The sequence below is a fragment of the Lutibacter oricola genome (assembly GCF_900106565.1).
Lineage (GTDB): Bacteria > Bacteroidota > Bacteroidia > Flavobacteriales > Flavobacteriaceae > Lutibacter > Lutibacter oricola.
Window position 1 is genome coordinate 353590 of the sequence record NZ_FNNJ01000002.1, and the last position, 24925, is coordinate 378514.

The following is a 24925-nucleotide window of genomic DNA, read 5'->3' on the forward strand; positions in this document are numbered from 1 at the left end:
AACACTCAGTGTTATTTAAATAGATATATTTTAAAACAAAAGTATTTTTAAGGCACTAAATTTTTAACAGATTAATTAAAATATGATAGCGAATTATTTAAAAATATTTAGAGTTAAAATAGTACTATTACTCATTTTTAGTTCATTTACAATGTTTGGGCAACGACAAACCATTAGCGGTATTGTAAAAAACGCTTTAAATGGTGAAACATTGATTGGCGCAACAGTTTATTTTAAAGGTACTAATATTGCAAGTATTACTAATGAATATGGGTTTTATTCTTTAACAGCAAAAGAAGATAATTATACGTTGGTGGTGTCCTATTTAGGTTTTGTAAATCTAGAAAAACAGGTTGATTTAAAAGGAAACCAAAAATTAAATTTTGAATTAGAAGAAAGCGCTTCGCAACTAGATGAGGTTGTAATTTCAGCAAGCGATTCCAAAAAAGTGAATTTGAGAACTCCGCAAATGAGTGTTTCAAAAATGTCTTCAAGAATAATTAAACAAATTCCTGCGGTAATGGGAGAAGTAGATATTATTAAATCAATTCAGCTATTGCCAGGTGTTACTAATTCGGGAGAAGGAGCTTCAGGATTTAATGTTAGAGGTGGAGCAGAGGATCAAAATCTAATTTTATTAGACGAAGCTGTTATTTACAATTCTTCACATTTATTTGGTTTTTTCTCGGTATTTAACAATGATGCTGTTAAGGATATAAAATTATACAAAGGTGGAATTCCTGCTGAATTTGGAGGTAGAGTTTCTTCAGTATTAGATATTAGGCAAAAAGATGGAAACAGTAAAAATTTAAGTTTAACTGGTGGTATTGGTGCAATTTCAAGTAGATTAACTGTTGAAGGTCCTACTATTAAAGATAAAGGGTCTTTCATTGTTGCTGGTAGAGCTTCTTATGCGCATTTATTTTTAAAATTAGCAGACAATGATAATAGTGCTGGTTTTTACGATTTAAATTTTAAAACAAACTATAAAATAAACGATAATAATAAATTGTATTTGTCTGGTTATTACGGGCAAGATAATTTTAATATAGATGATGCTTTTAAAAATGCGTATGGAAACCTTACGGGGAATTTAAGATGGAATCATATTTTTAACGATAAACTTTTTTCTAATCTTTCTCTTATTTATAGCCACTACAATTATAATATGGAATTGGATTTTATAGGTTTAGATTGGGAATCAGATATTAATAATTACAATTTAAAATACGATTTTAGTTATTTTAAAAGTGAAAAATTAAAGTTTAAGTTTGGTACAAGCTTAACATATTATCAATTTAATCCGGGTCTATTAAATCCATTAACTGAAGATTCTGGAATAAATAGGATAGATTTAGATGATAAATTTGCTTTTGAAGGTGGACTTTACACTAGTTTAGAACATAAAATAAGTGATAAATTAACTGCTTTGTATGGAATGCGGTATAGTAATTTTTATAGATTAGGAAATCAAGCTATAAGTAATTATGCAAATAATGCTCCCGTAGTTTATAATTCACAATTGGGAATTTACGAAAGTGCAGAAGCTAGCAGTGAAACAGAATATTCAAGTGGAGAAACCATTTCTTCTTTTGATAATTTTGAACCAAGAGCAGCAATTTCATATAAATTAAATGATGACTCTTCGGTAAAAGTGAGTTATAATAGAATGGCTCAATATTTACATTTAATTTCAAACACAACTTCGGCAACACCACTAGATATTTGGACACCAAGTGGAGAATATATAAAACCTCAATTAGCAGATCAATATGCTGTTGGGTATTTTAGAAATTTTAATAATGACAACTATTCTATAGAAGCTGAAGCTTATTACAAAACTGTTGACAATAGAGTAGATTATATTGATGGAGCAGATTTAATTGCTCAAAATAATATAGAAACTGAAATTTTAATAGGAGAATCTAGGTCTTATGGATTAGAATTATTGTTTAGAAAAAATACTGGGAAATTTACGGGTTGGTTAGCGTACACGCTTTCTAAAGCTGAGCAAAGAACACCAGGAGGTTCAATTGGTGGTTTAGGAATTAATAATGGAGATTGGTATAATTCATCGTACGATAGAACGCACGATATTTCGTTTACTGGAAATTATAAACTGAATAAAAAATGGAGTTTTGGAGCTAATTTTGTTTTTCAAACAGGTAGGCCAGTCACCTATCCAAACGGTCAATTTCAGTATAATGGATTGTCAATTCCAACGTATTCTGAAAGAAATGCGGACAGGTTACCAGCGTATCATCGTTTAGATGTGTCGGCAACGTTAATTCCAAAGAAAAATAATAATAGAAAATGGCAAGGAGAATGGGTTTTTAGTATTTACAACGCTTATAATAGAAGTAATGCGGCATCTATAACATTTGGTCAAAATGAAGATACAAGTGTTAATGAGGCAACGCAAACTTCAATTTTTGGAATTATACCATCAGTTAGTTACAATTTTAAATTTTAGAAATAATGAAAAATACATATATAAAACTTGCTATTACTTGTTTAGTGTTACTAGTGGTTTCGTGTACAGAAACTGTTGATGTTGATGTGCCAGATGGAGGTGAACGTTTAGTTGTTGAAGCTTCAATTTTATGGGAAAAAGGAACAACAGGACAAAATCAAGAGATTATTTTATCAAAATCTACTGAATATTTTGCAAATGAATTGGATGTTCCTGTTACAGGTGCAGTTGTGAGTATAATTAATAATGATACCAATGAAACTTTTGAATTTCAAGGTTCAGGGAATGGAACATATAATTCAACCAATTTTAATCCAGTAATTGGTAATTCGTATACATTAACTATTAATTATAATGGAGAACATTACGAAGCAACTGAAATATTTACTGCAGGCGTAGAAATATCATCAGTAGAGCAAACTTTAGAAAGTAGAATTAATGAAGATGTGATTGTTTTAAAGGTTTATTATGATGACCCTGAAGCTACTAAAGATTATTATATGGGAGAATTTATTCCTTCACACAAGCCATTAATTGCATTAGAATCTTCAGATGATAAGTTTTACAATGGAAACAATTTTTTTATAAGATATGATGAAGAAGATTTAGCTTCAGGTGTTACTGTACAAGTTAAACTTCACGGAATTTCAGAAGATTTTTACAATTATATAGAAGTTTTAACAAGTCAATTAGGTGAAGACGGACCGTTTCAAACAACACCATCAAGATTAAAAGGTAATTGTACTAATATAAATAATTTAGAAGAAGAAGTATTAGGGTATTTTAGATTGAATGAAGTTGATGTAGAGAACATTCTAATTGAATAGAAATAAACCATTGAAAAGTACCATACTTTCAGTAATTAGTGTCTTATCAAATGTTTAGAAAGTAAATAAATTTGATTATAAATTAAATGATTGAAAAAATGAAAACAAAAATTTACAACCATAGCAATAAATCAATAGTAATAAACAGAAATTTATTACTAGTAATGTTATCTTTTTTAGTGAGCATCTCGTTATTTGCTCAAGAAAAATTCGATATTGAAAAAACAAAAGCAAAATATGCTTCAAGAGATTATGTGTATGAACCGTTACCAGAAAGCGGATTTAATTATTATAAAATAGCAGAAAACGCCTATTTTGTTCATGATAATTTTGAACATATGGTGTTTTTTGAAACTGAAGATGGTGTAGTAGTTGTAGATCCTGTTCCTGGAGTTTCTCCATATACCTTGAAGTTAATTCCACAAATTACTGATAAACCAATTACACACGTAATCTATTCACACCATCACGCTGATCACGCTCAAGGAGCATATTTATATCCAGAATCGGCAATTTTAATTGGAAATGAAGAAATGACCGAGTTTTTAAAAGTTGCAGAAGATCCAAAAAGACCATTGCCAGATGTAACTTGGAAAGATGAATATGTGTTAGAAACTGGAGGATTACGTTTAGAATTTAAAGATTTAGGTAGAAACTGGCATTCGCAAAAAGACATTATTATGTATGCTCCACAGCAAAAAATATTATTTGCAATAGATATGTTCCACCCAGATGCTGCACCTTGGATTCATTGGGGAGAATCATCAGATCCAGATTTTGCGTTTCAATTACCAAGATACCTTTTAGATAATTACAATTTTGAATTTGTAGTAATTGGCCACGAAAGAATTATTGGAACTAGATTTCATATGGAACAATACGAAGCTCAAATAAAAGATATGAAGAAAATTGTTTTTGAAGTTGCTATGTCTCCTGAATATCACAAGCTATTAGAAGAAATAACTCAAAGATATCACGGTTCTGCAGCTCATTACGAATACAAAGAAAAAATTATGACTGCTGCTGAATTGGGAGCTTCAAAATATATAATGAATTGGGCAGGAAAAGTTAGAAATGTACGATTAAATGCTGTTGAAAATATCCAAACAATGTTTATGCATCTGATAGTTTTAGATCCTCCAATTAAGGAAATGCAAAAAATAAAGGGTAATGTAATAACCCATTAAAACTTATAAAAGTCAGTTCGAATTATGTTGATAGGTTACTGTGAAGATTCGAAATATTCGAATTGACTTATTAAAAAAAAATAATCAAAACTCAATTATTATGTTTAGAAAAATAGTATCAATAACACTTTTAGTATCGTTAATGGCGTTGGCATCTTCAGGAATGTTGATGATATTCTTAAACAGCCTTGAATTTCAATTACAAATGCATCCTGTGCATAAAATATTTGGAATCCTGTTATCCATATCTGGTTGTTTTCATATTTATTTCAATTTCAAACCCATTAAAAAATACTTAAGTGTTAGAAAGGTTCTAGTTTTTGGTGTTGGAATGGTTTTAATCATGTCTTTTCTATATGTAGTAGGTATCAATAAGCCTTTGGATAAAGAAAAGATTCAGGAAATTGAACTATTAATGACTCAACTTGAAACAAGAGATTAAAATTATATGATTTGTCATTTCTGCATAGGCAGGAATCCATAAAAAATATACAAAATGAATTACAAAATAACAGTAGAAGCAATAAATAAAGAAGGAAATATTGAAGGTGGAAAGTTAGAGTTTAACACTAAAAGTCACGATAATTTATTTGAAATTGTTGAAAAATTAAAACAACACCCTGAATTTGAAAATGTTGATGTGGCTTCATTAGGAGTAGGGTTAAAATTATTTACAGGTGTTTTATTGAAAAACAAAGAAAAAGCAATGTTTAAAAATTTGATGCCACATTTTAAAGAGTTTATGAAAGGATTAAAAAGTTCAGGAAAAACAAAATAGTTTTATTATTTCCCTTGAAAAAGAACTGATTTAAGTTCTATTTAATTATTGTTAAAAACACCCAAATAGTTCACTATTTGGGTGTTTCCTTTTTTACAAACTAAATAGCTCTCGTTGAAAAGTGCCATAAAATCCGTATTCAGTCTATTACAAGCTCTTTATTAGTGATTTAAATTTGTTGTAAGAAATTCAAAAGAGTTTAATATGGCAAGTAACAAACATCATTCAACAGTAGGTCGAAGAGACTTTATGAAAAAGCTTGGAGTAGGAGCTGGAGCTCTTGGCTTAGGAGCAGCAGGATTCTCAAGTTTTGCAGGTACAGGATTTGGAGCAGACGGATTTAAAGATTTAGATGAGATGATGGCATCTCCTTTAGCCGAAAGAAAATTACCTTTTTGGGTAAAAGAAGTCGATGAACCAACGGTAAAGATTGATTGGGATAACTTTCAAGCTTTTGAAGGTCCTGAGAAAACTTTGTTTAACCCAGCATCTTGGGAAAACCCTAAAGATTATTTCGATATCTACAATCGAAATATTGCTTCTACAAAGAAAAATGTACAAGAAAATGTACCAGGTCTATCTTTAAAAGATAGAGCATTAGCCGATGCCAATTGTTGGGGTTGGGGAGGACGTTCAGGAGCCGATTTAGCTGCACCATGGACAGGAGCAGATGTAAAATCCAATCCACAATGGGAACATCCAACAATGTTTTATACACCAGAACAATATGGTGTGCCTAAGCATAAAGGCACTCCAGAAGAAAATTCTCGTATGGTTAGAACAGCTGGAAGAATTATGGGAGCAGCCGATATGGGATTTGTGAAATTAGATGAGAAAACAAAAAAATTACTTTGGGGAAAAATAAAATTTGAAAATGTTGAGAAAGGATATGCCGATCCATCAAAAAACAAATATGTTTTACCAGATAAAGATTTATGGGCTATTTGTGCTGTAATCCCTCAATCATTATGGATGCAACAATATACTGAGCGTATGAGTTGGGCATCGAGTAATACTATGAGCTATTCTAGAGCCAATATTTATGCCAATAGAATTAGTGTGTTTTTAAGAGGATTAGGATATCAATCTTACGGTGGTGATACAGAATCTGTAGGACGTTTAGTTGGATTTGGAGTAATGTCTGGAATGGGAGAATATGGTAGAGCAGGAATTTTGGTTAGCCCACAATGGGGGACAAATATTAGAACTGTTATGGTAACAATTACAGATTTACCATTAGCAGAAACAAAACCTATTGACGCTGGTATTGCAAAATTCTGTGAATCTTGTAAAAAATGTGGAGAAATGTGTCCTTCTGGAGCAATTAGTATGGAAGATAAACCATTTTGGGGAGGTCAAGCAGATTGCCAAGCCGAAGGTATTAAAGGTTGGTATATGGATAGTAAAAAATGTTATTCATATATGTTAGGTGGGGAGCCAGATTGTAGTAGATGCCAAACGGTTTGCCCATTTACAAAATTTGATGAAGCTGTAGTGCACGATTTAATAAAACTGTCAATTGGATCAGCACCTGCATTAAATACAGCAATTAGAAAAATGGATGATGTATTTGGTTATGGAGTAGAGCCTGATTTAAGTAAAACACCTTGGGATTTAGACCCAATGGATATTCCTTTATACGGTTTAGATAAATCACGCAAGTAAAACTTTAAAAAGAAAAATTATGAGATTAGTTAGTTGGATTTGGTTTTGGTATGTTTTGGTAGGATTTATTATGGGTGGAGGAGCCGTAATTATTTATAATATTTTAAAAAATGTGAAACTTAAATTAGTTTGGTACGAATGGATTTTAATGATTATCAGTTATGCGCTGTTCCTTTTTATGTGTCAAACATTTATAGCTTCTTTTCAAGAGTTTGAGCCTAAAGCTGCGTGGTTTTCATTAATTTTTATAGGAATACCAATATTGTTAATGTCGGTGGTATTATTCCGCTCAATTAAGAAGAGGTACTATAAAATTGATAGTTAGAATATATCGAATGTTGAAAAAGATATTATAAAGCTATAATATGTTTAATAAAGTAAATAGAAAGAAATTAGAAACTAGGTTGGTTATTATTGCAATAGTACTAATAATAGCCGCTTGGTTTACTGGTTTACAGTTAGAAGATGCTAATGTTTTAGTTTCTATAAAGGAACAAATCCCAGAAATTGAAAAACTAGAGGAAATTGATAACGCTTCTTACAAAATTTTCAATAAAGAGAATGAATTGTTAGGATACGTAACTTTAGAATCTTCTATGGGATATGGTGGGCCTTTATTGATGTGTGTTGCTGTTGGTTTGAATGGAGAAATAATAAATTTGGTAGTTATAAATTCAAAAGAAACACCTTCATACTTGGAAAAAGTGATGGATGCAGATTTTTTAGCTAATATTATAGGAAGGAAATATGATGAAGAATATGCTATAGGAAACGGAGTTGATGCAGTTTCAAGTGCAACTTATTCATCAAGAGCAATGTTGGAAGCTTCAAAAAAAGGAAATCGTTTTATAGCTTCAAAAGTTCTTGGTTTTGATGTACCAAAGGAAATAACGCATTCTGTAGATTTTGGTGCTGCTGAAATTGTATTGATTTTATTATTTGCTGTAGGCTATTTTGCACACAAAAATACCTTTAAATATAAAAAAGTTGCTCGTTGGGGAACAATGCTAGTAGGTTTATTTGTAATAGGTTTTTACTACAATCAGCCTTTTACACTATCAATGTTTAACCAATTATTGTTAGGCTATTTTCCACCGTTACATTCACATTTGTATTGGTATTTATTATTAGGTGGAATTTTTTTAGTATTCACCATAGATAATAAAAATCCGTATTGTTCCTGGTTTTGCCCGTTTGGCGCAGCTCAGGATTGTATTGGACAGGTTACGGGAGCAAAACACAGATCGGTTGGAAAATACAAGGATGTACTTAAATGGACTTTAAGAATTTTAGTACTACTTGCAATTGTAGTGGCGCTATTATTACGAAATCCTGGAGTAACAAGTTACGAAGTCTTTGGAACACTATTCAAGTTGACGGGAAGTAATTTACAATTCGCCATTTTAGGAATTGTTATTGTCGCTTCAATGTTTATAAAAAGACCGTGGTGTAACTATTTATGTCCTATAGGTCCGGTAACAGATAATTTTACAGCTATAAGAAAGCTAATACTTAACAAATGGAAAAGCAGAAAAGCAAGCGCTTAAGAGAACTAATTGTAGTTGCAATTGTACTAATTTGTTTAGGATTAATCATACTTCAATTACAGGAGAATATACAAAATGAGTTGAAAGTATTTATGAGCTAATCTTTCAGCTTACACACTTAAAATAATTAACCAATTTAAATAGATGATTTATGAAATTAAAATTATCAATCATAGGATTATTCCTATTCGTTTTAGGATCAACAAACGTTTTTAGTCAGGAAACAGGACATTATACACCAGGTGTTCAAGGGTTAAAAGTAGCATCATTACCACCTCCAGGATTCTATTATATTATGCATAATGTGTATTATACAGCAGATACTTATTATGATGGAAATGGAGATAAAGCTCCTATTGATTTTGACATTACTGTATTTGCCAATGTTCATCGTTTTCTGTATGTATGGGAAGATGTAATTTTTGGAGCCAATTACGGAGTTCACGTACTTGTTCCAACTACCTATACAGATATTAGTATTAGCGATTTTGGCGTAAATGATAATAAATTTGGAGTAGGAGATATTGTAATTGAACCTTTAATTTTATCTTGGAATAAGCAAAAATTTGATGCTATTGTAGCACTTGCAGCTATTGCACCAACTGGAAGTTATGATGTTAATGAAGCAGCTTCACCTGGTAAAAGTTTTTGGTCAACAATGTTAACATTTGGAGGAACGTATTACTTTAATGAAAGTAAATCTTGGCACGCTTCTATCTTGAACAGATATGAAATTCACGGAGAAAAGAAAGATTTTGATGTGACTCCTGGAGATGATTTAACTTTTGAATGGGGAATTGGTAAAACAATTGTTTCTGATCAAATTTGGGGAGTAGGAGTTGGAGGATATGCACATTGGCAATTAACCGAAGACAAAGGGAATGATGTTTTATATGATTCCAGTGTAAAAGATAAAGTATTTGCAATTGGCCCAGAAGTAACTTGTTACATTCCTAAAGCTAAATTAAATTTAGAATTAAGAGGCCAGTTTGAATTTGGAGCTGTTGATAGACCTCAAGGAACTAAATTTTGTTTTTCGTTATTTAAAAACTTTTAGATAGCGTAATTTGATTAATGTTGTTTTTAAAAAATGCACTATAGAGTTATGCTATGTAGTGCATTTTTTTTACTTTAAGAAATAGGATTTAGGTATTATGATTGATTTTTAAATAAGATTAAAATACGAATTAAAGTTTTTTATTGCATTTTTCAATAAATTTGTGATTAATCATAGTTTTTTCAGTTAGATAAATTGATGTTATGGACAGGAATAACGATTGAAGTGGCAGAGAATCATTAAAAAAACCTTAAAGAGGTTGTAATTTGCGAATAAAAATAAGTTTATAATGAAAAGAAGTCTATTAATAATAAGTATTGTAACTGCTATAATGTTACCTAACTTAGTTACGTCACAAATCATAAAGTTTAATTACAATAGAATTGCTTGTAGTGCAGATGGAAATGCTCAGCCAGATTTAGAATATACAGGAAAGTATAATTATGCAGATCCAGATGATTGGGGTGCAACACCTGCAGCATTGGCTATTTTAGCAAAAAGAAAGTTGCAATCTAAATTGGTACATTATTCGTATAATAATTTTATGCCGTCACCGCCTCATACAACTGTTAGAAATTATATGAAAGAAGGAGTGGATGGTTCTATAAAAAGATGGAATTTTGATAAAAATATTTTTTTTGATGTTGGAACCCATAAAAAGGAAGCAATTAAACATCTTAAAATAGAATTAGCAAAATCTACGGCTAAAAATCCTTTATTTTTTATTAATATGGGACCTTCAGAATTTCTGTATCAAGCTGTTCAGTTAGTTATGGCCGAAGGTGAAAAAGAAGCACTATCTCATGTATATATATTATCTCATAGTAATTATAACGATAATCATTTAAGAAGACCAAACCATCATACAATAGACGAAGTAATTAAATTAAGTGGAGATCGATTAAATTTCAAACGAATTAAAGATCAAAATAAAAAAAGTTTACCTAATGAAGGATGGAGCTCTTACCACGATTGGAGTGTTTGGAATTGGCTTAGAGATCATAAAAATAAAGATATAGCTTGGATTTGGAAATGTATGAAAAAACACAATGAAAAAAGAGCAGACATATCTGATGCGGGTTTGATTTATTATTTATTGACTGGAGATGAAGATGGGAATCCTGCTAAATTTCAAGCTTTTTTAGGAGACTCTATAAATTGATTTATTGAGGGATTTATTTTTAAAGTCCCAATCATTTGTAATAGTTTATAAGTTTGGTAAGATTCTTAAACCTTGTGATTTACATATAAAACCTGTAATTGAATATCAGTTTATTTTAATCCTTTTTTTGTAATCTAAAAAGAGTTTTATTCAATTTTAAATTGAGAAATTGTAGAGTAAGATTTATTATTCATAGAATCTATAGTAACTATTTTCCAAAAGTAAATGGTGTTTGTTGATACAGAAACATTGTTTAAAATACTCTCCGAAACATTGCTTTTAAAAAGAGTAGGAGAGGTTTCAGTTCCTAAGTAAATATCATACGCAACAATATCATCATCTACATCTCTACCTTCCCAATCTAATGTAATTTCACTAGGTGAGTTTGTAATAGTTTCTGCCATTGCAGGTGAAATTATCTCAGCAGGAAAAGGCGCGTATGATTGAACACCATTGGCAGCATTGTAAAATTGCCAAGTTTCACTTTGAGAAGTATTAGAAGAAGAATTTGATTTTGAAATTACATACCATTCATAAGGAGTTCCTCTTAAAATTACCACAGATAACGTAGTGTTTGAAATTTGGTAAAAAGAACTTTTATTGGATGTTAAATTTGTAATAAACAGCTCGTAACTATCTGTATATTCACTAGCTTCCCATTCAAATAGTACGGTACTTTCGGTTAGCGTTAAATTACTACCTTCATTGCACAAATAATTTTCAAAAGGGAAAACAAGGTTAGCAACTGTAGGTGTTTTAGGTGTTTCTGGGTTAGAATCACTTTCGCTACAGCCATTAAATAAAAATAGTAAGCTAAAAAGAAATATTAATTTTTTCATTTTTTTACAATTTTAAATGTTGATTGTGAATTATCTGTTATAAGTGAAATAAAATAGATTCCTGTAGATAATTGAGATGTATCAATGGTCATGTTTCCGTTTTCAGGGTTATAATTTCCGTGTAAAACTAATTGTCCGAAATTGTTATTAATTTTTACGGCGACTTCTTTAGAGTTTTCCTCTCCAATATTTACATTTAAATAATTATTAAAAGGATTTGGATAAAAAATGATGTTTTCAGAGAAAAAGATAGTTTCACTATAGTTTCCTTGGCAATCTAAATCAGTTTTTACAGATATATTGTTATTTCCTTTAATTAGATTGAGTTCAACTAGTTTTTTTGAAGTATTAATAATTACACCATTAAAATTGATTGTGTAATTGTTTCCTCCTGATAATTTTAGCGAAACATTTTTATTAGATTGGCTTACTTTGGATGAAACTAGAAGTTCCTCGGGTTCTGTTATTACTATATCGTAACACAAAATGTAATTTGGTTCACTCTCAATAGTTAAACAAAGTTGATAGGTTCCTGTTCTAAGGTTTCTTATTTCAACAGAATTTGTGAAATTATATGTTTTATTAATTCCTTCTCCAATTATTGTAGCTGTATAATTATAGGTTTCAATAGCTGTAATAGCTACTTTTCCGTTATTGCTACTTGTACAAGTTTCGCCAGTTGTAAAAATGCTGAAATTAGTTGTTGGAAGTGTAAAAACAGAGCATCCAAATAAATCAACAAAATCACCTAGTGGAGTATTTAAACATTGATCTTCTGTATTTGGTACACCATCATTATCATCATCATTACATTCTAGTTTATAGTGAGATTGAGAATCTTTATACCAATTTTCATATTGGTTAGAAGCATCTATATCATCAACTAGAATACAAAATAAATCTGGATTATTTCTTGCGTCAAAACTTGTAATAGTTTGGTTATTATCGTTTTGAAGGTTTAAACTGTTTAACTTATTGTTAATGCAATTAAGTGTTGTTAAATTAGTGTTGTTATTAATATATATACCTGTTATTGAATTAACTGAGCAATTTAACTCAGTTAAAAGAACAATGTTATCGAGTTCTAAATTGGTAAGTAAATTGTCTGAGCAATCTAATAAAGTTAATTCTAAATTATCGTTAATATAAAGGTTAGTTAGCTTATTAGTATTGCAAATTAATGTTTTAAGATTAGGAATTGCAGTGGTGTTTAAACTTGTTAATAAATTGTTTGTACAGTCTAAAGTTATAAGGTTTGTAATTGCACTAGCATCTAAATTTACTATTTGATTGTTACTGCAATTTAAATTTGTAAGCGCTATAAAATCTTCTATTCCCGTTAAATCTTCTACTCCTGTATATTCTAAATTTAATGAAGTAATAGAAGCTAAGTTTACTGTTGGAACATAATCATCTAAAGGTCCTGAATCTAGTCCTAGATTAATAATTTTTTGTTCAAATGCATCATCAGGAACATAGGTTTGAAAATAATGGCAAAACTCTTTATATTCTGCCTGATCATCTTTTTGCCAATTAGTAGCATTATTAGAAAAATCTGGATCATCAACTTCAATACAGAATAAATCAATATTATTTGTAGCATTAAAATCAATTAAACTAGTGTTATTTCCATTTTTTAAGTTTAGAGTGCTAAGTAGGTTTGTTGAGCAATTTAGTGCAGTTAAAGAAGTAAGGTTGCTTATTTCTATTTCTGTTAATGAATTAAAAGAGCAATCTATTGTTTCTATAGTTGTATTAGTGTTTAAATCTAAAGTTGTTAACTGATTGTTTGAACAAATTAAATTTATTAAACCAGTATTAGTTGAAATGTTTAAAGAGGTTATTAAATTTGAATTAGTATTAAGTGTTTCTAAATTTTCAAGGTTATTTATATAAATTTTTGATATAGAATTAGAACTAGCATTTAATACTTTTAATAGTGAATTACTGGTTACATTTAAACTATCTAAATTATTATTGGAACAATTTAGGTCTGTTAAATTTAGGTTTTTACTTACATCAAGTGTATCAATATTATTTTGAGAACAATTAAAATAATCTAAGTTTGTAAAGTCTTCAATACCAATTATGTTTTCTATAGATTTACCACTAATGTCTAAATTTTCAATGCTTTCAATGTTTGCTGTAAGCACGTAATTGTCTAGAGTTGCAACAGTATCGTAACCTAAATCAATTAAAGATTGTTCAAAATTATTATCAGGAATATAGGTTTCACTATACCTGCAGTTAGTACTATATGATGCAGTTGTATCAATTCTCCAGTTACTGTTAATAGTATCTGGGTTATCTACTTCTATACAAGTTAAATATTCATTATCTGTTGCGTTAAAAGTAGAAAGAATATCATTTTGACCATTTTGTATAGTTAAACTAGCCAAATTGTTTGAAGAGCAATTTAGGGAGTTTAATTCAGTATTATTTGTAAAATCTAAAGCTTCAATTTTATTATTAGAACAAGTAATTATTTTTAATAAAATATTTGATGAAGGATCAAGAGAAGTTAAATTGTTTTGTCCAATATTTAAATTTTCTAGTAATGTATTTGTATTTAAATCTATCGTATTTATTGAATTATCTACTATTGATAAAATTGCTAAATCAGTATTGTTGTTAATAGCTATGTTTGAAAGCAAATTGTAGTCTAAATATAATTCTGAAAGCAATGTGTTTTTACTTAAGTCTATATTTGATATTTTATTTTCATTAGCTGATAGTACTCCTAATTTAGTGTTGTATTCAGTATTAAGGTTTGTTAGCTTATTGTTGTCGCATTCTAAGTTATCTAATTCTACATTATTTATTAAACTAATAGTTGATATTTCATTATTGTTACAAGTTAAATTTGTAAGAAGTAGATTAGCATCAATATCTAGGTTTAAAATTTGATTTGAATTACAATTTATATCTTTTAAGTTAACGTTATTTTCTACATTAAGGTTTGTTAAATAATTTTGCGAACAATCTAACTCTTCTAAAAAAGTATTGGTTGTTAAATCTAATTCTAATAGGTGATTATTTACGCATTTAAATTCTATTAGATTTATGTTAGACCCAATATTAATACTATTTAATTTGTTGTTAGAGCAGTATAATTCTTCTAGTTTTGTATTGTTTGAAATATCTAATCCAGTGCTTGTAATATGGTTTGAATTTATATTTAAGTGAATCAATTCAGTGTTGTTACTTACATTAATTTCGGTGAGTTCATTTGCATCACAAATTAATTCAATTAAGTTTGGATTTAAGCTAGTATTTAATGTGTCAATTTTATTATTACCACAAATCAAATTTGTTAATTGTGTATTTTTTTTAATATTTAAACTTGTTAAAAAGTTACCATAGCAAGATAATTTTTTGAGGTTAACATTTTTCGAAATATCGATAGATGAAAGCTTGTTTTCAGAACAATTTAACGAATCTAGCGCTACAAAACTTTCTATACCAGTTAAGTCTTTAATATTTTTATTACTTAAATCTAAATCTGTAATTGTATTAATATAGTATGTTGTTACTAAACCATCTAAAGGACCATTATCATAGCCTAAATCAATTAAAACTTGTTCAAAATTATTATCTGGAATTGAAGTTTTATCTGGTACACAATCTGTTTCACTGTACATAGTTGAACTATCTATAAACCAATTTGTTTTAGCCACAGCAGCAGAAGAGTCTTTTACTTTAATACAAGTTAGTAAATTACTAGTAGCATCTAAATGTTCTAGAGTTCCATTTGGTACATCTCCTAAAGTTAAACTCACTAATTGATTTGAAGAACAGTTTAATGATATTAAATTAGGCTGATTGCTTACATTTAAAAAACGCAAAGAGTTGTTAGAGCAATTAAGAGTATCCAATTCAATAAAATCTTCAATACCAGTTAAGTCTTCAATAGCTTTATTATTTATTTCTAAAACTTTAATGGTATCAATACTTTTGGTTAGCACATATTCATCAAGTACTGTATCTAAACCTCTATCAATAATTATTTGTTCAAAATTAGAGTCAGGTATATAAGTTTCACCGGGATGTGAACAATTCTCATAATATACTAAAGAATCATCTTTTAGCCAATTGGTATATATACCAGTAGGAGGAGAACTATTAGCAGCGTTTTCGTCTTCAACTTCAATACAACTTAAATTTGGATTATTTGTAGCATCTAAATCTGTTAAAACAGAATTACTTTTAAGGCTTAATTCTACAAGTTCATTATTTGAACAATTTAAATTGGAAAGACTTGTATTGGTAGTTACATCTAAATATGTAGTTTCATTATTAGAACAATCTAAACTTGTAAGTACCAGATTTAATGGCAAACTAATGCTTGTTATAGTATTACCCGAACAATTTAACGAAAGCAGATTAGTAAAATCATCTATTCCTGTTAAATCAGTAATGCTTTTGGAACTAATATCTAAATTGGTAATAGTTTCAATGTTTGAAGTAGGTACATAATTATCTAATTCATCATCAAAATTTAAATCTATTAAGGCTTGTTCAAAATTATCATCAGGTATATAAGTTTCATCAATACTACAATCTTCAGAGTATCTAGCTTGGTCATCTTTCATCCAAATATCACCAATAGTATTTTTATCATCAATTTGAATACAAAATAGATTTGGAGATTCTGTGGCGTTAAAAGTTGATAGAATACTATTATTTCCGTTTTTAATATTTAAACTCTCTGTTAAGTTATTAGAACAATTTAAAGAGGTAATAGAATCATTTTCACTTATATTAATAGTTTTAATTAGGTTGTAAGATACATCTACTGTTTTTAAATAAGTGTTTTGAGTTAAATCTATTTGATCTAATTGGTTTGAAGAACAAATTAAATTTTGTAGGTATGTATTGGTGCTTACATTAATACTATCAAATTGATTATTTGAAATGTCTAGATATGAAAGTGAATCATTTTCAACAAGAATTAGGTCTGTTAATTGATTTTTTGCACCACTAATATTTGTTAGAAAAAGATTTTTACTTACATCAATATTTTTAAACTGATTGTTAGAGAAATCAATAAATTGAAGAGAATCTATCTTGGTTAAATCTAAGTCTTTAAGTTGATTTGAACTACAAATTAAATATTTTAAAGAAGTATTTTTACTAATGTCAATAGTCTCAATTTGATTTTCAGAAAAGAAAAATTCTTCAAGATTATTTTTATCATCAACTAGTAAATTTGTTAATCTATTATTTGAACATTTTAAACTTGTTAAAGAGTCATTTTCACTTAAATTAATACTACTTATTTGGTTTGAAGAAAAATCAAATGTTATTAAATTAGAATTGTTTGAAACATCAATAGTTGATAATAAATTATCTTGACAAATTAATTTTTCTAGTACTAAATTTGCCCCTGTATTAATAGTTGTTATATAGTTAGATGAACAGTGTAATTCTTCAAGTTTAAGATTATTATTTACATCAAGTGTTGTTAAGTTATTATTAGAGCAATTAAGAATTTCTAAATCTTCAAAATCTTCAATACCAGTTAAATCATCAATATTTTTATTAATAATTATAAGTTGTGTTAAAGATCTTATATCATCAGTTAAAACTTTACCATTAACAGTATTGTCAGAATCAATGCCTAAATCTATTAAAGCCTGTTCAAAATTAGAATCTGGTATACTTGTTTCTTGAGCAAATAGAACATTAAAAGAAAGTAATCCAAATATAATTGAAGTTAGAATTTGTTTCATAATGCATTGATTTTCTGATAGATATTGTTTAATCGGATACTCGATCTATTCTTTTATGTTTAAATCAATAAACTGATTCTGATATTTTTTATGAGTGTGAAAAGACTTTTCTAAACTAGATTTTATATACTGAATTACTTCCTCCTTGTAGGCAGAATCTGAATCTAATCTGCTCCAAAATGGATGATTCTCTATGCTTGTATAGAATTGAGAGGTAGTCTTTTCTAATACATCACTATTAGCAGTTTTTGAATTATTATGAGTATTATTTTGATTTATAAAAAGATTACTCATTTGAGCTTTATCGTCTAAAGTTTGTTGATAATTATCTCGAGCAACTTGTATACAAGTTTCAACTTGTTCTCTTGAAACTTCGAAAAAAACAATGTCATCTTCGGTTGAGCTTACAAAATTATTTTCAACAGCTTCTTCCTTTTCATTTATAGTTGAATGTTTAGTTGTATGAGATTCTGTACTTTCAATTTCTATTCCCGTTGCATCAGCATAACCAGGAACTAATTCTGCTAAAATATTATTAGTGCTGTTTATTTGATTTTTTAATTCATCGTATTCTAATTTAAGATTGTTAATTTCTTCTTCTTGTTCAGAGACTATAGTTATTAAATCATTTGTATTTAATCCAACAGCAACATTTACAAGATTTATATTATTAGCTATTTTTGAAATAACGGACCAAGCTACCCCAACAATTTTTTTGTAATCAGTTAGTTCCATATCATCTGGGTGAATAGCTCTACCATAACTTCCACCAATTATTGATGGTAAAATATAATCTCCAGCAGTTACACTACCTAATACTTTAACTGGGACTTGCCCCATAAAAGCAACTTTTTCATAATTAGCTTCGTTATTTTGTTGAGGCATGTTTCCTAAAACAATAGGATTTGTTGAAATCACCATAACTTTTTCTGCTCCGAAAGTATTTTTAGTAATAAAGCCATTTGTAACACCTACAATATCTCCTTCTAAGAATATATCTGAAGGGTTTAATTTTGGTAGCCATTCTGCATAATCAGCTGCTCCAGACTGGTAGGAAACACCAATATGGGATGTTGAGTTTGCTACAAAGGCAACGTCATCAGCTATAACTAAACTTAGATTAACACCAGCAACTACAACATTTGCAATCTTTAAAACAAGATTGGCGCCTTCACTAACAATTAATGATGGAATTGGAGCAGTTATACAAGCACCAACTCCTGCACAAGCTGTTGATGAAGAACTTGCAGCTGTAACTTGAACAACTCCTTGTACTACTTCAAAACCAGCTATCGCTAAATCTGCACCTGCAAGAGCAGTGTTAACTGCTAATGAAGCAGTTTCATAATGAAAATTAGGATCTTCAAATAAATTTGTTAAAGATTTCCCTTCTATTCTTCCCCAACTTTTACCATTCTCATCCATAAATGTGATAAAATTATTTGCATTACTAACTGCAATAGGATCTACATCTAAACCGAATGGTTCAGATTTAATTCCATTTACTTTAATTACAACTCCTTGTTGACTACCTTCTACTATTAAGGGATAAGCATTTAAATCTGTATTAGCTCCAGTTGTATCAAAATTTATTTTTACTTGTCCGTTTAGAGCAGATTGGTTATTTATGGTAGTTATTCCATTAATAGTTGTAGCTGCATTAATAGTTGTAGTGCTATCTATAGTAGTAATTCCTCTAATATATGCACTACCGTTTACTGATAAATTGGTGAATTCACTGTTACCTTTAAATGCAGTAGGTCCATTAAATAAGGCTGAACCTATTGGGCTATATGTACTATCACCAACAATAAGATCACCAGAAAGATATGTTTTAGTATGATTTTCAACGTTTAATGAATTATATAAATTAGTAATTCCATCAACATTAAGGTTACTTTTTAAACCTGTATTACCTTCAACATTTAGTAAACCAGATAAATTTGTGTCGTTCTCGTTATTTACGCTTAATGAACTATTTAAATTGGTTGGACCTTCTACTAATAATTCGCTATTCAAGGTTGTAGCATCATCAACAATTAAAGTTCCTGCAGCTGTTATATTTCTATGATAAGCATAGGGAACAAATGTTAATTCTTGTCTACTCATATCTACAAAATTACCTCCGGAACCACTAAAATCTATTTCAACTTTTAAATCTTTTGGTTCTCCATTCCAACTTATTAAAGTAAAAGCATCTGGGTCAGCTTTCCCAATAATAAGATTTATTCTACCAGATACGTCGGTAGATGTAGTTTGTACTTCTTGATATTCTTGAGTATTGTTAGAGTTTATAATTGTAAACCTAATAGATATTTGAGTATTGGGTAAAATATTACCTACTGCATCAGCTCCAGGTAATTCTTGTGTATTTGGACCTAAAATAACGGCTTGGTAGCTAATTCCATCTGTTTGTGCAGTTAGTAGAAAACTTGAAAATATAAAAAACGCGAGAGTAATTATTTTTTTCATAATTAGTATTTTAATGTTGTATTAGTTTAATTAGTTTGTCGACTTTTGGTATTAAAATAATTTCGATACGACGATTATTTAATTGACCTTCTTTAGAAGAATTATCAGCAATTGGATTAAATTCTCCATTTCCACTTGCTATAATGTTTTTTGGGTTTATATTTTTATTAGTGCAAAGTTGTTTAACTATAGTTGTAGCTCTTTTTGTTGAAAGATCCCAGTTATTAATATCCTTTCCATTTTTTTTGTAAGATTCTGAATCTGTATGTCCAACAATCATTACTTGAATATTTGGATTGGCAGCTAAAATTTCACCAAATTCATTTATAGTTTTATTGCCTAGCTCATCAATTTCCCAACTTCCAGATTTAAAAAGAAGCTTGTTTTCCATTTCAACATAAAATTTTCCATCTTTTTCTTCAATATTAAAGCCATTTTCTTTTAACGGATATAATGCATCTTTGATTGAGCTTTTTAATAGAGATATTTCTTTTTCTTTATCTAGAATATTTTTTTGTAAAAGTTTTGTTGCAATGGCATTTTGTTCTAGCTCTTTTATTTTTTTAGAATTTTTATCTAGCTCTTTTTTAAGCAAGTCAATTTTAGGATCTATTATTTCATTTATAGATGGCTTTTTTGAAATGTCTATCATAATTCCAACTCCAAAATGATGTGCGTGAAATTTTAAGTTACCTTGTATATCTTTCATTGTTTCACTTCCGCTATACATATATTGCGTAAATACAGAAACATCTTCAGTAGCTTTATATATAAAACCTAATCCACCTCTTAAATTTATAATTGCAGGGTCAAAATCATCTTCTTTAACCAAGTTATAAGTTTGATTATTTAATACTTGGGTACCTTGAATTAGAAATTCTGTATTTACTAACCCTTTAACGTAAAAGGAAAGTTTTTTAACTTTATAAATTTCGTAATCTAGTCCAACCCCAACACCTAAATAGTTTATATCCCACTCAAAATAGTTGTTTAGCGCAATATCACTTCCAATTGCACCATAGCTATTGTAGCTCGCGTTTAAGTGTCCGTACAGGTTTTTAAAGAATATATTTTTTCTTATACCTAAATTAATAAAATTGAAATTTGAAGATTGAATATTTTGAAGAGTTTCACCTTGTGAATTTTCATAATTAAAAGTTGAATTAGTTTTACCAGTTTCAAAATATATTTGTTGACTATAAATAAAAAACGTGTTTATTATTAGAAATAATAGAAGGATACTTTTTTTCATGGTTAGTTTTTCAAAAGATTGGTAATAAGTTGTTTATTTTTTGTAGTAACTTTTAATATATATATACCACTACTTAGGTATTCTAAATGCAATTCAATTTTTTGTGATGCTTTATGCTTAATAGATTTTAGAGTTCTACCAGACATATCAGTAATTGTTATATTTATAGAGTCCGTTATAGTGTCTGTAAACGATATATTAACAGAATGATTAAAGGGATTAGGGTATACTGTAGCGTTTAAATTGAAATTATTTGAAGAACCAATATTATATTTTGGTTGTTGAAACCCTTGTCTAATTGTGTATCCGTTTTTAGTGAAAGTACCTATTACACTCGTCTGATCAATACTTTGACTAACATAATAACTCTCATTATTGGAATTAATAATTTTTGAAGTACCATTGCTTCCAATTGTAGAACTTAAAATTGAACCTTGGCCTTGGCAAATTATGGTGCATGTAAAAACAAAAAATATGAAGAATAAATTTTTCATAACCTATACTATTTAGTTTAATTTTCAATTGGTTTTAAAATGAAATTTTCATTTTAAATCGTATTTTCAATATCTATTATAGATTACTAATGAAATAGTAGGGTTAATTTTAATAATAAAAAATAATACACTCTTTTACATTCATAGACATGAATAAAATTAGATAAATAGTTTTTTTTAATAATGATGAGAATCAATTGATTTGATGATTATTGTCATTTAATCGGTTTGTTGTTAATGTTTTATGTGTTGTTGTGTTGATAATTGTGTTAGGCTAAACTATTAATTAATTTATCTATTGAAAGGCTTAATTTTTAGATTCAATTCTATGGCGAGAATTTATTAGTTAAAATTTAAATTATTTGCTAAAAAGATGGCGTGTGTAGTGTTTGTATAGTTGCTATATTGAACATAAGTTGTACTTTTTTGCTGAAAAATGACACAAAACTAAAGTGAGAGTTAATATTTTTGAATTAGAAAATAAAACTTGAACAAATGAAAATAAAATTCTTTTTTGTGGTAATTATGTTAACTTCAATAATTACCAATGCACAGAAAAAACCTAATGTTGTAATATTTTTTGCAGATGATATTAGTGCACGTGAAATTCCAATTTATAATTCATCTGTATGGTCAGATCCTTGGCGTGAAAATACTTCTGATGAAAAATACAGAGCAAAAACACCTAATTTAAATAAGTTGGCAAACGATGGCGTTTGGATAACTACAGCTTGGGCGGCTACTGTTTGTAATCCAAGTAGATCAATGATGTTAAGTGGACGTTATGCTTACCAAACAAAATGGTGGAATAATAAAGATAAGGGTTATGGTCCTGATGAAAATGGAAAAATTAACACGTGGCCTGTATATATGAGTTCACCAATTTTATTAGGTCATGCAGCTCAAAAAATGGGATATGGAACCTTTTGGGCAGGAAAAACGCAAATGGCTGGAAGTTATGAAAAACACGGTTTTGATGAAGGTTGTTTTACACCGGGAGGTTTACAAGATAAAGATAACCCGTATGCCGATTTTAAACATGTTTACAAAAAAGTAAACGGAAAGCGTGTTTTAATAAATGTAGATACTGGAAAACCGGCTGATACCTATATGCAACACAGTTGGTATTGGTATCCACACGTTAAGTTAATGAATCATCCATCTTCACCAAATGATAATTATGCTTGGTGGCCAAATACAAAAGAATCAAAAAAGAACTTTGGTTTACATACATACGGACCTGATGTTGAATTAGAATTTGTGTTCGATTTTATGGAACGTCAACAAAAAGCAGATAAACCATTCTTTATTTACCATACTACGCATTTAGGGCATGATGGATTTAATTGGTTTAATCCAGATGATGAAAGTTCGTGGCCGGGAACTCCAAAAGTAACTTGGGATGGCAAAAAATATACACGTCAAGAGCCTAAAATTACAGGTGATAAAGGAGTGTACAATACTCATAATAGTATAACCGAATCTGGTATGCACAGCCACGTTAATTATATAGATTATCAAGTTTGGTTATATCAACAGAAGTTTAAAGAACTTGGTGTTGAAGACAATACAATTTTTATTTTTGCTGCCGATAACGGAACTGGTGGTTATGGGAAAAATAAAGGAATTCAACAAAGAGGATGTCATATACCATTAATTATTTATGCTCCAGGAATGAAAAAACAAGGAGAGCAAGATATATTAGTTAGTATTGCAGATGTTTTACCAACTTTTGCCGATATGATTGGTTTTGAATTTCCAAAAGATTACAAATTAGATGGAAAAAGTTTAAAACCTTACTTATTTGGAGATAAAACTGAACATAGAAAATGGTTATATACGTATCGAGGACCAGAACAATTAGTTAGGGGTACAAAAGTTTTAAAAGATGGTGCAGATAAATGGTGGGATTTAACAAATTTCCCTAAAGATTTAACTAGTTATGATACTATTAAATGGGGAGAAGCTTCAAAAGAATTTAAAGCTGAAAAGAAAGAATTAATAAAAGTTTTACCACAGTACGATTTTTATTACGATGCATACAATGCACCAGGAGTAGATAAAATGCCTAAAAAGCGACCAAGGTATGCTCGTAAAAGCAAAGAGGATAAAGTTTATTAGTAGTATAATAAATAATAAAAAAGCTCAAATGAAAATTTGAGCTTTTTTATTCAATAAAGTTTATATTATCTGTCGAAAGTTCCTTTTTCTATTATACGAAAGGTAAATTCTTCTGGAAATTTCAGCAACTTAAAAATAATTTATAGTATAGTTATCTATGTCAATGCTATCAATTTTTAAATTAGAAACTTATTTATTTACCTCTCCTATAATATTTTCTACAGATTTAATTTTTTTAGATAAGCAATCACTTTTACCTTTTCTAATATCAAATTTAAGAGAAGAGTATACTCTATCACAATCTGGTTCAAGTACATTATAACATTGCTGTACAATTGCTAGAGCTTCAGGTAAAGTTTCAGTTTCAATAATAGTTCCCATTGCGGTAAGTTGGTATGTAGCACCACTATCACGTATTTGTTTTATTATTTTACTTACATAAGGACTAATACTTTCTCCTTTATTGGTTGGAAACATTGCAAATTCTAGTAGTACTGACATTTATTTAATTAATTTTTGGTTACAAAGATAAAGAAAGTGTTGGATTAAAGCAGCAATTAATTGGCTCCTAAATACACCCAATGTTCATTTTCTTTAACAAATTTTGAGTTTTCGTAAATTACGTTTACAGCTCCATTTTCTAGAAAGAAGGCTTTAAATTCAACAGTATCTTCGGTTGAATTTAGTACTTCAAGTTTTAACCAGTTTACGGATTTTGTCCAAGATTCTATTTCTCTTTTTTCTTTTTTAGAAGGTCTAGTAGAGGAGTGATGACTTTTTTGAAGGTATGGAATGTTAGCTAAAACAAAAGCACTATACCTTGAACGCATTAATTGTTCGACTGTAGTTACTGAATTTATATCTAGATGTGCTTTTTTGCAGCATTCAATGTATGTTTTGTTTGGATTACAAGGGCATTGCATAGCTATTAGTTTAAAAGTTGGTTTTCGTCCTTTATTCTAAAACATTTTTCTTCACCTAAAAATTTAGGGTCTCCAAATTCTTCAGACCAAAAGCCTTCTAAAATATCAGGAGAAAGACATTTATAAACAACAACACCATAATAAGGTTCATTGTCTTCACCTTGATAACTAAAGTTAATTACTAAAATATTTTCCTTAAAAAATCCGGATCCAATTTGCTCTTGACTGTTACTTATTAGCCAGGTTGCTTGTATTCTATTATTTAAATCCAATTTTAAGGTAAGTGTGCCTTTATAATTGTTACCTGATGCATCTTGGTTATTTCCAATAATATTAAAGGAACCTGTAATATCTTTTATATTCATTATTTAAATATGGATAATTTTATTTTGTTGT

The 24925-nt window shown here is 29.1% G+C and carries 19 protein-coding genes; 11 read left to right on the top strand and 8 right to left on the bottom strand.

Annotated features, from left to right (window positions below; translation table 11 throughout):
- Positions 1 to 82 precede the first annotated feature (82 nt).
- From BLU40_RS06205 to BLU40_RS06250, 10 genes are all read left to right on the top strand, one after another.
- Positions 83 to 2473 (top strand): TonB-dependent receptor, encoded by a 2391-nt coding sequence (locus BLU40_RS06205; RefSeq protein ID WP_090121201.1) that lies wholly within the window; start codon positions 83 to 85, stop codon positions 2471 to 2473.
- Positions 2474 to 2478: 5 nt separating this feature from the next.
- On the top strand, positions 2479 to 3300 hold the full coding sequence (locus BLU40_RS06210; RefSeq protein ID WP_090121205.1) for a DUF4249 domain-containing protein: 822 nt from the start codon (positions 2479 to 2481) through the stop codon (positions 3298 to 3300).
- Positions 3301 to 3398: 98 nt separating this feature from the next.
- Entirely contained in the window at positions 3399 to 4487 is a 1089-nt protein-coding gene (locus tag BLU40_RS06215; protein ID WP_175454754.1) for an MBL fold metallo-hydrolase, read from the top strand.
- Between the two features lie 100 nt (positions 4488 to 4587).
- Positions 4588 to 4929, top strand: coding sequence for a DUF4405 domain-containing protein (locus BLU40_RS06220; RefSeq protein ID WP_139170928.1), 342 nt, complete (start codon positions 4588 to 4590; stop codon positions 4927 to 4929).
- 54 nt (positions 4930 to 4983) lie between these two features.
- A complete protein-coding gene (locus BLU40_RS06225) occupies positions 4984 to 5265 on the top strand; it encodes a DUF3861 domain-containing protein (RefSeq protein ID WP_090121216.1) in 282 nt (93 codons plus the stop codon).
- A gap of 204 nt (positions 5266 to 5469) precedes the next feature.
- Positions 5470 to 6930, top strand: coding sequence for a reductive dehalogenase (locus tag BLU40_RS06230; protein WP_090121926.1), 1461 nt, complete (start codon positions 5470 to 5472; stop codon positions 6928 to 6930).
- A gap of 19 nt (positions 6931 to 6949) precedes the next feature.
- Positions 6950 to 7255: a hypothetical protein gene (locus tag BLU40_RS06235; protein WP_090121219.1), complete on the top strand. Its 306-nt coding sequence runs from the start codon at positions 6950 to 6952 to the stop codon at positions 7253 to 7255.
- Between the two features lie 40 nt (positions 7256 to 7295).
- Positions 7296 to 8477, top strand: coding sequence for a 4Fe-4S binding protein (locus BLU40_RS06240; protein WP_090121222.1), 1182 nt, complete (start codon positions 7296 to 7298; stop codon positions 8475 to 8477).
- Between the two features lie 151 nt (positions 8478 to 8628).
- Positions 8629 to 9534, top strand: coding sequence for a SphA family protein (locus BLU40_RS06245; protein WP_090121224.1), 906 nt, complete (start codon positions 8629 to 8631; stop codon positions 9532 to 9534).
- Between the two features lie 289 nt (positions 9535 to 9823).
- Positions 9824 to 10696, top strand: coding sequence for a hypothetical protein (locus BLU40_RS06250; protein ID WP_090121226.1), 873 nt, complete (start codon positions 9824 to 9826; stop codon positions 10694 to 10696).
- Positions 10697 to 10842: 146 nt separating this feature from the next.
- On the opposite strand, the gene BLU40_RS06255 is transcribed toward BLU40_RS06250, so the two are convergent.
- From BLU40_RS06255 to BLU40_RS06275, 5 genes are read right to left on the bottom strand one after another with little or no spacing between them, the layout of a single operon-like run.
- Entirely contained in the window at positions 10843 to 11535 is a 693-nt protein-coding gene (locus tag BLU40_RS06255; protein WP_090121228.1) for a hypothetical protein, read from the bottom strand.
- Positions 11532 to 17267, bottom strand: a complete 5736-nt coding sequence (locus BLU40_RS06260; protein WP_090121230.1) for a T9SS type A sorting domain-containing protein — start codon at positions 17265 to 17267, stop codon at positions 11532 to 11534. The genes BLU40_RS06255 and BLU40_RS06260 overlap by 4 nt, the downstream gene beginning before the upstream one ends.
- 45 nt (positions 17268 to 17312) lie before the next feature.
- Positions 17313 to 19739, bottom strand: coding sequence for a hypothetical protein (locus tag BLU40_RS06265; RefSeq protein ID WP_090121232.1), 2427 nt, complete (start codon positions 19737 to 19739; stop codon positions 17313 to 17315).
- 10 nt (positions 19740 to 19749) lie between these two features.
- Entirely contained in the window at positions 19750 to 20991 is a 1242-nt protein-coding gene (locus BLU40_RS06270; protein WP_090121234.1) for an OmpA family protein, read from the bottom strand.
- 2 nt (positions 20992 to 20993) lie between these two features.
- Positions 20994 to 21485 carry a T9SS type A sorting domain-containing protein gene (locus BLU40_RS06275; RefSeq protein WP_090121236.1) on the bottom strand — a complete coding sequence of 164 codons (492 nt, stop codon included), beginning with the start codon at positions 21483 to 21485 and terminating at the stop codon, positions 20994 to 20996.
- A 495-nt stretch (positions 21486 to 21980) separates the two neighbouring features.
- Here BLU40_RS06275 and BLU40_RS06280 point away from each other — a divergent pair, with 495 nt between their 5' ends.
- Positions 21981 to 23606: a sulfatase-like hydrolase/transferase gene (locus BLU40_RS06280; protein WP_090121238.1), complete on the top strand. Its 1626-nt coding sequence runs from the start codon at positions 21981 to 21983 to the stop codon at positions 23604 to 23606.
- Positions 23607 to 23795: 189 nt separating this feature from the next.
- Here BLU40_RS06280 and BLU40_RS06285 read toward each other — a convergent pair whose 3' ends face one another.
- Genes BLU40_RS06285 through BLU40_RS06295 form a run of 3 tightly spaced genes read right to left on the bottom strand, consistent with a single transcriptional unit; the run spans position 23796 to position 24894 of the window.
- Positions 23796 to 24107 carry an MTH1187 family thiamine-binding protein gene (locus BLU40_RS06285; RefSeq protein WP_090121240.1) on the bottom strand — a complete coding sequence of 104 codons (312 nt, stop codon included), beginning with the start codon at positions 24105 to 24107 and terminating at the stop codon, positions 23796 to 23798.
- Positions 24108 to 24163: 56 nt separating this feature from the next.
- Positions 24164 to 24529 carry a YchJ family protein gene (locus tag BLU40_RS06290; RefSeq protein WP_090121242.1) on the bottom strand — a complete coding sequence of 122 codons (366 nt, stop codon included), beginning with the start codon at positions 24527 to 24529 and terminating at the stop codon, positions 24164 to 24166.
- A gap of 5 nt (positions 24530 to 24534) precedes the next feature.
- Positions 24535 to 24894, bottom strand: a complete 360-nt coding sequence (locus BLU40_RS06295) for a hypothetical protein (RefSeq protein WP_090121244.1) — start codon at positions 24892 to 24894, stop codon at positions 24535 to 24537.
- Between the last annotated feature and the right edge of the window lie 31 nt (positions 24895 to 24925).